The 12,391-nt window shown below is 33.0% G+C and carries 12 protein-coding genes; all 12 read left to right on the top strand.

Going from position 1 to position 12,391, the window contains the following annotated elements; translation table 11 throughout:
- The first annotated feature begins 27 nt into the window (after positions 1–27).
- Positions 28–1,080, top strand: coding sequence for a hypothetical protein (locus tag G521_RS0110225; protein ID WP_026898458.1), 1,053 nt, complete (start codon positions 28–30; stop codon positions 1,078–1,080).
- Positions 1,081–1,084: 4 nt separating this feature from the next.
- A complete protein-coding gene (locus G521_RS0110220) occupies positions 1,085–2,467 on the top strand; it encodes an SCO family protein (RefSeq protein WP_026898457.1) in 1,383 nt (460 codons plus the stop codon).
- Positions 2,468–2,586: 119 nt separating this feature from the next.
- Positions 2,587–3,534 (top strand): fibronectin type III domain-containing protein, encoded by a 948-nt coding sequence (locus tag G521_RS0110215; protein ID WP_026898456.1) that lies wholly within the window; start codon positions 2,587–2,589, stop codon positions 3,532–3,534.
- A 13-nt stretch (positions 3,535–3,547) separates the two neighbouring features.
- On the top strand, positions 3,548–4,033 hold the full coding sequence (locus G521_RS0110210; RefSeq protein ID WP_026898455.1) for a hypothetical protein: 486 nt from the start codon (positions 3,548–3,550) through the stop codon (positions 4,031–4,033).
- A gap of 36 nt (positions 4,034–4,069) precedes the next feature.
- Positions 4,070–4,648 carry a toxin-antitoxin system YwqK family antitoxin gene (locus G521_RS0110205; protein WP_026898454.1) on the top strand — a complete coding sequence of 193 codons (579 nt, stop codon included), beginning with the start codon at positions 4,070–4,072 and terminating at the stop codon, positions 4,646–4,648.
- A gap of 58 nt (positions 4,649–4,706) precedes the next feature.
- On the top strand, positions 4,707–5,960 hold the full coding sequence (locus G521_RS0110200) for a hypothetical protein (protein WP_026898453.1): 1,254 nt from the start codon (positions 4,707–4,709) through the stop codon (positions 5,958–5,960).
- Positions 5,948–6,310 carry a prepilin-type N-terminal cleavage/methylation domain-containing protein gene (locus tag G521_RS0110195; RefSeq protein WP_026898452.1) on the top strand — a complete coding sequence of 121 codons (363 nt, stop codon included), beginning with the start codon at positions 5,948–5,950 and terminating at the stop codon, positions 6,308–6,310. The genes G521_RS0110200 and G521_RS0110195 overlap by 13 nt, the downstream gene beginning before the upstream one ends.
- Complete coding sequence (locus G521_RS0110190; RefSeq protein ID WP_026898451.1) at positions 6,300–6,857, top strand: PulJ/GspJ family protein; 558 nt, start codon at positions 6,300–6,302, stop codon at positions 6,855–6,857. The genes G521_RS0110195 and G521_RS0110190 overlap by 11 nt, the downstream gene beginning before the upstream one ends.
- Positions 6,844–7,986 carry a type II secretion system F family protein gene (locus G521_RS0110185; RefSeq protein ID WP_026898450.1) on the top strand — a complete coding sequence of 381 codons (1,143 nt, stop codon included), beginning with the start codon at positions 6,844–6,846 and terminating at the stop codon, positions 7,984–7,986. Before G521_RS0110190 ends, G521_RS0110185 begins: the two co-directional genes overlap by 14 nt.
- Positions 7,987–8,053: 67 nt before the next feature.
- On the top strand, positions 8,054–8,470 hold the full coding sequence (locus tag G521_RS0110180) for a type IV pilin protein (protein ID WP_026898449.1): 417 nt from the start codon (positions 8,054–8,056) through the stop codon (positions 8,468–8,470).
- A 513-nt stretch (positions 8,471–8,983) separates the two neighbouring features.
- Positions 8,984–10,417 (top strand): GspE/PulE family protein, encoded by a 1,434-nt coding sequence (locus tag G521_RS0110170; protein WP_036678852.1) that lies wholly within the window; start codon positions 8,984–8,986, stop codon positions 10,415–10,417.
- Positions 10,418–10,427: 10 nt separating this feature from the next.
- Positions 10,428–12,353: a type II secretion system protein GspD gene (locus tag G521_RS0110165; RefSeq protein WP_026898446.1), complete on the top strand. Its 1,926-nt coding sequence runs from the start codon at positions 10,428–10,430 to the stop codon at positions 12,351–12,353.
- Positions 12,354–12,391: the final 38 nt, after the last annotated feature.

Here is a 12,391-nt window from a genome sequence, read left to right as displayed (position 1 = left end):
GATGAACAAGTAATTAAAATTAATGTCATGAAAAAACTCATAATCATTCTGTCCTTACTTCAGTTCATAAGCTTGTCGGGCTTCGGGCAAACGGATACCAAAGAAAAACTTAATCAGGAAATTCAGTCATTCAGAAATGAAGTATTTAATGCTGTAGAAGTATACTTAAATACTCAGAATGATGTAACAACCCGTGTTTCTGCCATTTCCAAATATCCCTTCATTTACGATCCACAACAAATTGTAAAAGTGAGGAGTATTGTTTTAAATGCAACAGCAAATCCTATTTTGAGATCAACTGGTTTAAGTAAGCTAATAAACCAAATGCCTGATGATGATGAACTGATTACCTCTGTATTTAAATGGGTTGAAGATAAAGCGACTGCAAAAGAACTTCGTTTTGAATCGCTCAATACTCTTAAAATTTTATCCTTTTCCGGCTTTGCCATGTTCACTAAAAATCAGCAATTTTTGACAACCGCCAGAAATCTGACTTCTGATCCGGATATAAATTTCAGACGTTTAGCTTTTGATTATTTGATGGCCCATGGAGATAGTTTCGCTCAGGGGCTATTGATTACTCAATTGGATAGAGGAAAATCTGATCTCCTGCCAACCGTTGATATATTGCGATTACTTGCTTTAAATCCGCATGGTGATTTCTTACCAACCGTTTTTAAGGTATTTAAAAGTCCACCCAATAAAGAGTCTAAAATAGAAGCTATGACAATTCTGGGTAATTATTTACCAGCAAAAGATTTAATCATTGCAATTTTAAAAGACAAGAAACAACCGAACGATATGCGGTTGATTGCCATGGGAACGCTCAATTCCAGTTACCCTGCTGAGTTTTCTAAGGTTACTGAAAAAATGTTAATTGATGACACAGAAGCTGAGAATTTAAAAGTTACAGCTGTATACATGGAAATGTATAGAAGAAAATCTAATCAGCAAAGGAAGTCGAGATTATCTCCCGATACTTTTGATACCAATGTTAAAAAATTAGCCGAATCTGGTAAATCCATAAATATTAAAAAGGCAGGTAAGGCGTATTTAGAAAGTGTTGAGCCAAAATTTTAAGATAATGGACATTAAAGAGCTTTTTCGCGTAATGCTTATTTGTTGTGCTACATTCGGTTTTTCACTGAATGTGAATGCTAAAATATCTGGATTTTCTAAAATACATGGGGATAGTATTTTAATTCCGGAGCTTTCTAAGCATTTAAATAAGTATAAGGATGGAACATCTAAATTGAATTATGCTTTAGAATTATTTAAAAATACAGATAGCCAAAGTGATCAGAATTATATAGCAGGATTATTAGATGTATTCAAATTATATGGTAAATCTTCACATCCTGTAATAGAACAGGTTTCATTAAAATTAATGGAAAATGATCCGATATATAATGGAAGAGGCCCTAAGGAAGTTGAAAGATTAAGAGGATACATGCTTGCATCAATCAGCGAAATCGGAATAAATGAAAAGATTGAATCCATAGTTATTGCTGAATTATCTTTCGGGTATCATCCGTATTTAGCAGCAGCAGCAGCTCGCTCAGCTGGATTGATTAATAATGTAAAATTAATTCCTTTGCTGAATAAATATCTGTCACAATCTTATAAAGATGATTATGTTGATCTGGATAATTATGAATTAAACTGGCCATTAAAACATCCAACTTCGGTTAGGAGGGAAGTAATAAAATCTCTTGCCAAAATCGGGTCTGTTAATAGTGACTTAGCAATTAAAGGTTTAAATGAAATTACGGATATTAATAAAAAGTATTTTTTATCTCTTGATTCCAATCTGAACAAGGAAGCTGTTCTGGCAAAAAATGTAATTTTATCTAAATTAAACTATCCCAAGTTTTCTTTGCCGGAATCTTCCATTAATCCTCATACATGTTGCAGTGCTGAATCAAAAACCGCTTCTGCATATTGGATAAGTTCTGATAAAAGGAAATTACAGATAAATAACATTCAAGCAAAAGATCAAAATGGTAATGATTTCAAATTTAGTAACACGATAGGAAAACCATTTGCTATGACTTTCTTTTATACCCGATGTGATAACCCGGAAAAGTGCTCCTCCACGATTGAGAATTTGGCGAAACTTCAAAAAGATATCAAAAGTGAAGGCCTTGAAAATAAAATTGAACTTTATGGAGTAACTCTGGAACCAACTTATGATGTACCAGTCCAAATTAGTGTTTATGGCAAAAGCAGAGGTATTGATTTCGAAGGCAACTCTAAATTTTTAACCATGGATACTAAAGTTCATGATGAATTAATACATGAATTAGGGGTACTTGTTAATTATGGAAAAGGATTGGTAAATAATCATGGTACTCAGTTGTACCTATTTGATAAAAAAGGCCGAGTAGCTAAAGTCTATGATAATAGCGTCTGGGAGGATAATAGTATAATTGAAGACTTTAATGTTCTTTTAAAAGAAATTCAATAAAAATATAATATAAGTGTGATTTGGATAAGGGATGGACTCTAGTAAATAGCTTCATAAGAAGTTAAATTTCTATAATAAGCTCAATTAAATTTGTAAATTTAATTAACTATGAACTGCTTATGTCTAACTTCAAACCCCTGTTTATTGTCTTCTTTATTTGGATTTTTTCTTCTTGTAAGGATATAATTGAGCCTTCGATTGAAAATAAAACGACTCAACTATTAGCTCCTTCAAACAAGTCCGAAAGTAATCAATATCAGGTTAATTTTTGGATTGAACCTTTAGAAGATGCTTTATATTACCGGTTTCAGATTGTATCGCCTAATTTTGATAGTATAAATAAATTAATTGCTGATACATTAATTACTTCTAATAAATTCTCATTGAATATAGACCCAGGCACTTATCAATGGAGGGCAAGGGCAGAAAACGGAAGCAGCCGAACAAATTTCTCCAGCGCATGGTCATTTAATATCCTGCTTTCATCTATTACAGCTCAAAAAGTTCAAATTAAATCCCCGGCTAATAATTTAATTACTAATCAAAGTTCAATAACGTTTAAATGGGACAGGATTTTTGGTGCTGATAACTACAGGTTACAAATAGATACTGCGAATTTTATCGATGAAACAAAGCTGTATTACAATCAGTCTATACCAGGTTTTCAATCAATATTAACTTTTAATTCCGATAAAAATTATCAATGGAGGGTAAGAGCAGAAAGCACCACCGAACAATCCAAATGGTCTGATATTAATTCATTCAAATTTGATCATACTCCACCTTTAAAAGTCATATTAGTTAATCCCGTAAAAGATCAACAGGTAGTATTGCCGGTTTCTTTGCAATGGAATTCGGTTTCAACAGCTAGGAATTATAAATTATATATATATAAAAGTGACTCTACAACTTTGTATGACAGCACCTTTCCTGTCTTATTGACTTCTACAAGTTATAGTTTTAATAAAGGACTTACCAGCGAAAGAATTTATTGGAAAGTTAGTGCCGTTGATGAAGCTGGCAATGAGGGTGAAGCAAGCGAATTAAGGAGTTTTATTATTAACTAATATTTCAGGCATCATGAAAAATAAGTGGTTTACCTATTTTTTGGGCCTGATTGTTTTAGTGGTGTGGGGCTTAATCTTTAATAAAATATTATTTTCAGTAAATGATGATCAAGTTAATACTGATTTGAATATACCAAACATTCCAAAGGAGGATCTGAATAATTACCAACCTAAAGCCAGTATTCCTTTATTATTAAATTATAAAGATCCTTTTAGATTAACTGTTTATAAGGAAAAAACAGAAAATGTGGTCCGATCTCATAAAATGAGAAAATCTAATACTACAATCAGGTCGGATTATCCAGAACCAAACATTATTTATAGCGGATATATTAAAAATTCTGGTTCCTCTAATTATTCAACAATGATAAATATCAATGGAAAAAGTGCAATTATGAAAGAGGGTGAGGTTTTTGATGAAGTGAAACTTGTTAAAAATTATAAGGATTCTATTAAAATTTCATATCAAGGTTTAGTATCTTTTATAAAACTTCAATAGCCTTTACGCTTACAATCAATACTAAATTAGCTCAAAATGAAATTTGCAATAGTTTATGTTTTTCTAATTTTTACAATCAACTCAGTTTATTCCCAACAAAAAATCGACTTAGGATTAAATAAAGTGAGAATATATGAAAGTGATCTATCAATTCTGGCTGAAATTCATCCCATAAAAAGTATGGGTCAGATTTATACTGATAGAGATTATTACTGGTGTAGTGCAAATGAAATTCATTCTACACAGGGTGGATTTGGAGGAAAGTTACTCAACGGTACTTATATTGAATATTTCCCAAACAAAAATCTTAGAGTTTATGGATATTATAGAAATGGCTTAAAAAATGGTGTGTGGAAAAGCTGGAATAGCTGCGGAAAATTGAATGCATATGTTACATGGAGCAACGGTCATAAAAACGGTCGATACATGTATTATAGTGAATCGGGAAATATTCAGGAACAGGGTGTATATCATAAAGATCTTTTAAACGGGTGGATTAAATATCACAGGGCCTCTGGTGAGCCTGAATACAGATATTTTAATAAGGGTATAGAAGTAAAAGGCAAAATTAAAGGTAAGCAGCTATTTTTTACAAGTAAAAAGGATTCTCTGTAATTGAGACTTATATGCGTATTTGAATTAAAGAGTTTGTTTTTACTAAAATTCGTAAAAAATGATTAGAGCCTCTGCTCTGTATATGGTGATAATTATTGCCCTGGTAATCGCTACGTTATGTTCGTCCTTAATCGTTGTGGCTTATTTTTACCGTTTGCAATATCAAAGAAAATTTAGATTTGAGAAGCTGGAGAATAATTTAAAATCTGGAATTAATATAGTATTAGGCACTGATTCTCAGACCAATTTCCAAAAAACTATTGACTTGTTTAATAATCAGGAAGACAGCATTTCAATTCAAAAAATATCCTGGGGTTTTTATGATATAGGAATTGTTAAATCTTACTTTCAACATGATACATTGTTTAAAAGTTTTTCATTGGCTTCTATTGCCGATTCTCTCAAGTCAAGAGTAATTTACCTGACGGATGAGGAAAGGCCTCTTTATATTAGCGGAAAAACTACTATTAAAGGGAATGCCTATCTTCCTAAATCTGGTATTGTAGAATCATATGTGGATGGAAATTCATATGAAGGCGATAAGCGTTTGGTTGTTGGAGAAAAGAGAACCAGCAAATCAACATTACCCGGAATAAATAAATCCATTTTAAATAATCTCAAAGTGAACCCTACTTTATTTTATAGAAGCGATACAAGCTTTAATGGATCAAGTACAGTTGAAAATTCGTTTTTTAATCCTGTTAGGAGATTTTATTTTAAGAAACCGGCTTTTACAATTAATCAGATTAATCTAAAAGGGAATATAATTATATTATCAACGGGCTTAATCACCATTGACAGTACTTCTATATTAGACAATGTGCTGATTTTTGCAAAATCAATATATATAAAAAGTGGATTTAAGGGTAGGGCTCAAATGTTTGCGATGGAATCTATCATTACAGAAAAAAACTGTGTGTTTAATTATCCATCCACAATGTGCGTTATTAAACCTGATTCGGAATCTAACAATCAGCCCAGAATAAGTTTGGGGGATAATAGTGTTTTAAAAGGCATCCTTTTTTCATATGAAAAAGATAAAAGTGATGCGCAGACTTTGATTGATATTGGTGGAAATGTTTTGGTAGAAGGTGAGGTTTTTTCTAAAGGAATGATCCGGTTTAAAGATGGTGCAACAATTAATGGAGGAATTACGGCAAACAGGGTAATTTATGAAACTAATGCGACTTTGTTTGAGAATTATCTGGTTAACACGACATTAAATTCAGAAGCATTATCGCCGTATTATCTTACAAGTCCAATTTTCTATAACAAAAATCAGAAAAGGAGCATTTTAGAATGGCTGGAATAAAAATAAAATCAACTTATAAAGTTAAGGGTTCCACCCTCATAGAAGTTGTAATTTCTATGGTCATAATTGTTGTGATTTTTACCATTGCCATGGGGATTTATGCGAATATTTTAAGGTCCTCACTTTCTGTTAAAAAATATCAGGCGCAGGAAACTCTAAATAAGCTTATGAATCAATCAGAAAAATCGCCCAAAACAATGAATCAGACGTTTAATTTAAATGATTTTCAAATTAGCAGAAAAATAAGTCCTTACAGAAATCACACAAATTTACTGGAAATACATTTAGCAGCATTTAATCAGAATAAGGAAAAATTAGCGGAAATACGAAAAGTGATTTATGAGCCCTAATCAAAACTATATATATAAAGTAAAAGCTTTTACAATAATGGAGCTGAGTGTTTCTATGGCTATTTCTGCTATTGTTATTATGATGGCGTATACAGTTTACAATATAGTAAGTAAAGGTTATCTTGATTTTAATGTAATAAATCAAGAATTTTCATCACTTATGCGTGCAGATGAACTCATAAACCGGGATTTCTCAAAAGCGGAATTAATCGTTTTAACAGATCAGGGTGTTTCAATTAAAACTAGGAATGAAACTATCCTTTACATTATTAATAAGGATGAAATAATACGAAAATCAAACGATGTTGATACCTTTAAAGTTAGAGTTAGTCAGAAGGAATTTTCTTTTGAATCCTCTCCTGTATATATTCAGCATCAAAATATTAATGAAATGGAGTTAATAAATAATTTAGAAAGTATTGAAAATCAGAGAATTGATAAAATTCAAATGACCATTCTTTTTAGGGGTGAATTAATTCCATTATCATATTTTAAATCCTACAGTTCCTCCAATCTTTTAAACAGAAAAGTTCATGCCTTCAATTGATTTAAGTCGATATGAACCTAAGGCCCGTAAAGCTAAGTCAACGGTTGAACGACCAGGCTTAAATGAGTTTTTAAATCGGGATATCACTTTCGGCCGAAAAGAGCTAAGTGATAAAAAAAAGGAATACCTATATCTGGAGTTAAGTTCATTACTGGAGGCAGGGATTGATCTCAAAAGCAGCCTGGATTTGATAACAGCAGATCAAAAAAACAGCAAAGATAAAAAGCTGTTGATATCCATTCAATCTAAAGTACTCAATGGATCCAGCTTTTCGCAAGCTTTGCAGGAATCAGGGAAATTTTCTCTTTATGAAATTTTTAGCATTCAGATTGGAGAAGAAACTGGAAAGATTATTGAAATTTTGACAGATCTGGCAACATTTTATCAAAATAAAATGAAGCAGAGAAGAAAAATTGTTGCGGCACTTACGTATCCAATTGTAGTTTTAGCTACATCCTTAGGCGCAGTTTTTTTTATGCTAAAATTTGTAGTCCCGATGTTTGGTGATGTTTTTCTAAGATTTGGAGGAGAACTCCCCTGGATAACTGCGAAAATTATTGCATTTTCAGAATGGATGCAAAGCTACTTTTACTATTTTTTATTTTTTGTTATTTGCATAGCTGTATTAACTTCTTTTTCCCGAAATTCAATTCTGTTCAGAAAAATTTCATCGCTGATCATTCTAAAAATTCCGGTAATAGGGAATTTGGTTCAAAAAATATATCTGGCCCGGTTTTGTAATTCTATGCGTTTATTGATAAATGCACGCTTACCATTGCTTAGAGCTATAAGCTTAACAAAACAAATGATTGGATATTATCCTATCGAAAATTCTCTTTCTAAAATTGAAGATGATATTTTAAAAGGCAAATCTTTAAATCAGAGCCTTCAATTATTCGACATTTATCCCTCTAAAATGGCTATGCTGATTAAAGTGGGAGAGGAGACCAACCAGTTAGATTATTTTTTCGGAAAATTATCTGAACAATATATAGAAGAGGTTGAATATAAAACCTCCACTATTAGCAGTTTAATGGAGCCTCTGATCATTATTTTTCTGGGAATTATTGTAGGTTTAATTCTTATAGCAATGTACCTTCCATTATTTAAAATGAGCAATAGTTTTTAGTAAATCGAAAAAATTGATTAATATAGATAAGGCGTTTTAAGTTTAATAAAGTTTATTTATCAGCCATATGAAGTTTAATATCAATAAAAAAATTCCGGGGTATACACTAACAGAAATATTAGTGGTATTGGTGATTATAGGAATTTTAGTTCTGTTGGCCTTACCAAATTTGCTTCCATTAATAACAAAAGCAAAAAGCACAGAGGCTAAAGTTCAATTGGAGCATCTTCATACTCAGGAAAAAAACTATTTCTATGAAAAATCTAAATACAGTACCGACTTTAATGAACTGGGATTTATTCAGGAAAAATTAACTACTGATGGACAGGATGGAAGAGCAAATTATCGTATTGAAGTTGTTCAAGCTTCAAATACTGGATTTGTAGCCCGGGCAACTGCTGTGGTAGATTTTAACGGCAACGGAACTTACAACGTTTGGGAAATAGACCAGGATAAAAATTTAAGGGAAGTAACTCCTGATTAAAATGTTTTTGATTTGGCTCGCTATACTAATTTCTATTTTAGGAATAATAATTCAGGATCTCAGTCACCGGATGGTTTACGTATTTTGGTTTCCCGTACTAATTGCGGCATTTATCATCCTTCATTCTCAGAATAATTTTCAGGACGCAACAAATTCTATTTTTTTTAATCTTCTGTTCCTTATTACTCAGTTTTTACTGATTTCAATTTACTTTTCCCTAAAAAGAAAGAAATGGATAAACATATTTAATAGTTTATTGGGGCTTGGCGATGTTCTTTTTCTTATAAGTATTGCCTTTTATTTCTCAGTCCTTAATTTCTTCCTTTTTTACATTTCAAGCCTGATTTATGCTATAATCAGCTGGACATTATGGTTGCTGATAAGCAGAAAAAAAGATATTAGAATTCCCCTTGCCGGATTGCAGGCTATGTTTTTCATTGTTTTTGTTTTTGGAGACTGGTTAAGTTTTACAATAAATCTTACATCTGATAATTGGATCTATAAATATTTAATATGAGTCTGGAAGGAGATATTAAGCTATTGACGGAAAATATTCACTTGATTACAAGGGAACAGGCCTGGCATTATCGAATTTTACCTAAACATAAAAGCGATAATCAATATTTGTTTTATTGTGAAGAATCAGCAGACTTAAATAATCTATCCGGTGAAATTGAAATTCTTCTCGGTGTTAACGTAGCACTTGAGCCAATACCGAATATCCACATCGCCAAATTATTATCCACCTACTATATAAAAGACAATTCTGATTCGAGGGCTAATCACATACTCCATCAATATGATGCAGATGACTTTCTGTTAAATTTAATTAGCGAAGCTCAAAGCTTAAAGAGCAGTGATATTCATATCGAAAAATATGAAAGCAGATGCCGGGTAAGAATAAGGATTGATGGCTTAATGGTTGAAAGATATTTATTGCATTCAGATCAGTATCCGGCTCTGATTAATAAAATCAAAATATTGTCTAATCTCGATATTGCCGAAAAGCGTCTCCCGCAAGATGGCCGGATAAACTTTAAGCATTCTGATAAACAGTTTGATATACGTGTTTCAGTACTTCCAACTTTACATGGCGAGAAAGTTGTTTTGAGGTTGCTTAGTAATGATGCCGCAGATATTGATCTCAATAACCTTGGCTTTTCTGCTAATGACATGAATAGTTATCTGGAGGGTGTAAAGCGCCCCAATGGTATTATTCTTTTAAGCGGTCCCACCGGATCCGGAAAGACTACTACATTGTATGCCACTTTAAAACTATTAAATAAAGAAACACGAAATATCTTAACCATCGAAGACCCTGTTGAATATACTTTGGAAGGAATTAACCAGGTTCAGTTGAAAGAGTCAATAGGTCTTACCTTTTCTGCCGCCTTAAGAACATTCTTACGCCAGGACCCGGATGTGATTATGGTTGGAGAAATCCGGGACACTGAAACCGCTAATATGACTATTCGTGCTGCCTTAACCGGTCATTTGGTTTTGTCAACTATTCATACAAATTCAGCTTGGGGCACAGTTTCCCGTTTAATTGACATGAAGATTCCGCCGTTTTTAGTAGCCAGTACCTTAAATACAACCGCTGCCCAAAGACTTATCAGATTACTTTGTCCGCATTGCAAAACAAATCAGGTATTTACTTCTGATCTCTATCCAAAACAGTTTAAACCCTACAAAAATCTTACATCACATTTTGTGGCCAATGGATGCGAAAACTGTTTTTACACCGGATACAAGGGACGAAAAGCAGTTTATGAAGTGATATCTATAGACCATGAACTGGCATTAGAAATCAAGAATGAAAATATGTATATTCAAAATATATTAAAAGATAGAGGAGTTAAAAGCCTTGCAGAAAATGCATTTGCTCTTTTTGAAGAGGGAAAAACCTCTTTAGAAGAAATTTATCCGTTGCTGTTTAATTATTAAGTAGGACTCCATGATAAGAATCTACCTTGTAAACATTTTTTTATTTGTTAGTATTCTGTCCTTTTCTCCGGCTTATTCCCAGCAGCAGGATCGGATTGAAGCATTGCAAGATCGCCTGAACAACCTTTCAGAAACAGTTCCCGGACTAAACCAAAAAGTTCAATTATCTGTAACAGGAGCAAGCGTACAGGAATTTCTAAGAGCCCTGGCCCAATCTAACCGACTCAATATTAACATTGATCCTAATCTTAATTTTAAGATTTATAATAATTTTACCAACGAAACTGCTTTAAATATTTTAGTGTTTCTGGCTAAAGAATATAATTTAGATATTTCATTTGTAGGTTCTATTCTTACTATTACTCCACTTCAAAACGGTATACAAAATGGCTTGTCCGATGAAATAAAAGCCACTTTTAATGCTACTGATAATACTATAAGTCTTGAGCTGAATGATGATCTGCTTTCTAAAGTTGCCAGAAGAATTTCTCAGATAAGCAATAAAAATATTGTAATTACATCCTCCCTGTTCGAGAAACGAGTAAGCGGTTTTTTCACCAGTGCTTCCCTGGAAACAGTTCTTGAGAAACTGGCATTTTCTAATAATATCAAACTCGTAAAAACGAGTGATAATATGTACATATTTCAATCCCTCGCCGAAGGAGAAGAAGTTTATATCAACTCTGAAAAAAATATAGGTGTACGTAAAACTTTTAAATCCGATAGTTTAAACGATGGTAATATTGGAATTAGCAGTCGCACAGTCCCGGGCGGACAGCAACTGATTTCTGTGGATGCAACAAATGCACAAATAATTGATCTGGTGCGGTCGGCATCTCAGGAAGTAAATAAAAATTATTTTCTCTATTCAGATATAAAAGGATTTATATCTACCCGGGTTAAAGATATTTCTTACGATAATTTCCTGGGATCTCTTTTCCAGGGAACGGATTATACTTATAAGCTGGAAAATGGAATTTATTTAATTGGTGAGCGCAAGCTGGAAGGTTTGAGAACTAATAAGGTAATCCAATTACAGAACCGATCAATTGATACAATCAGAGCAATGATTCCTAATGAGTGGAGAAATGGAGTAGAAATTCGCGAATTCAGAGAGCAGAATACAATTCTTCTTTCAGGATCCGGGCCTCAGATACAAGAGATTGAATCATATATCAAACAATTAGATCAACTGGTTCCATTGATTTTAATTGAGGTTACACTGATTGATGTTCGAAAAATAAGAAATATAAAAACGGGTATCAGAGCCGGAGTTTCAGATAGTATAAAAACCGGGGGGACGATTTTGCCCGGGATTGATTATACGTTAGGGTCCAGATCTATTAATGACTTCTTATCCCGAATAGGTAGTATTGGTTCTGTAAATCTGGGACGTGTAACCCCTAATTTTTATGTTGGGTTGAGCGCTCTCGAACAAAATAATAATGTGGATGTAAGGTCAGTTCCTAAATTATCAACGCTTAACGGTCATTCGGCTACATTGAGTATAGGCTCAACAAGGTATTATGTAACCCGGACCCAAAATGTATTTCCCTCACTCACCACTCCGCAAAGTATTTTTACAGAGCAGTTTAATAAAGTGGAAGCAAACCTTGCCATTTCTATAAGGCCTATTGTTTCGGGAGATGATCAGGTAACTTTAAATATAAAAGTTGATATTTCTGATTTTATTGGAATTCCACCCGATAATGCTCCTCCGCCAACTTCTACAAGTAAGTTTGAATCAATTATCAGAGCCCGAAATGAAGATATGATTGTTCTGGGGGGGCTGGAAAGAACCGAAAAAAGCGAAGATGGCTCCGGAACTCCGTTTTTATCCCGAATTCCTGTTTTAAAATGGTTGTTCAGCAGCCGGAGCAAAACTAATTCAAAAGTAGTGACCATTGTATTTATAAAACCAACAATTATCCGGTAAACGTTCTGTATAATTTAAAGATTACGAAACCTGACTAT

This window comes from Daejeonella oryzae DSM 19973 (assembly GCF_000422945.1).
In the GTDB taxonomy this organism is placed as follows: Bacteria; Bacteroidota; Bacteroidia; order Sphingobacteriales; family Sphingobacteriaceae; genus Daejeonella; species Daejeonella oryzae.
This window is presented reverse-complemented; position numbering and strand designations above follow the sequence as displayed.

Coding starts and splice junctions, on each gene's coding strand:
- G521_RS0110165 (WP_026898446.1), top strand. CDS start 10,428: ATGATAAGAATCTACCTTGTAAACATTTTTTTATTTGTTAGTATTCTG.
- G521_RS0110210 (WP_026898455.1), top strand. CDS start 3,548: ATGAAAAATAAGTGGTTTACCTATTTTTTGGGCCTGATTGTTTTAGTG.
- G521_RS0110205 (WP_026898454.1), top strand. CDS start 4,070: ATGAAATTTGCAATAGTTTATGTTTTTCTAATTTTTACAATCAACTCA.
- G521_RS0110195 (WP_026898452.1), top strand. CDS start 5,948: ATGGCTGGAATAAAAATAAAATCAACTTATAAAGTTAAGGGTTCCACC.
- G521_RS0110200 (WP_026898453.1), top strand. CDS start 4,707: ATGATTAGAGCCTCTGCTCTGTATATGGTGATAATTATTGCCCTGGTA.
- G521_RS0110170 (WP_036678852.1), top strand. CDS start 8,984: ATGAGTCTGGAAGGAGATATTAAGCTATTGACGGAAAATATTCACTTG.
- G521_RS0110185 (WP_026898450.1), top strand. CDS start 6,844: ATGCCTTCAATTGATTTAAGTCGATATGAACCTAAGGCCCGTAAAGCT.
- G521_RS0110215 (WP_026898456.1), top strand. CDS start 2,587: ATGTCTAACTTCAAACCCCTGTTTATTGTCTTCTTTATTTGGATTTTT.
- G521_RS0110220 (WP_026898457.1), top strand. CDS start 1,085: ATGGACATTAAAGAGCTTTTTCGCGTAATGCTTATTTGTTGTGCTACA.
- G521_RS0110225 (WP_026898458.1), top strand. CDS start 28: ATGAAAAAACTCATAATCATTCTGTCCTTACTTCAGTTCATAAGCTTG.
- G521_RS0110190 (WP_026898451.1), top strand. CDS start 6,300: ATGAGCCCTAATCAAAACTATATATATAAAGTAAAAGCTTTTACAATA.
- G521_RS0110180 (WP_026898449.1), top strand. CDS start 8,054: ATGAAGTTTAATATCAATAAAAAAATTCCGGGGTATACACTAACAGAA.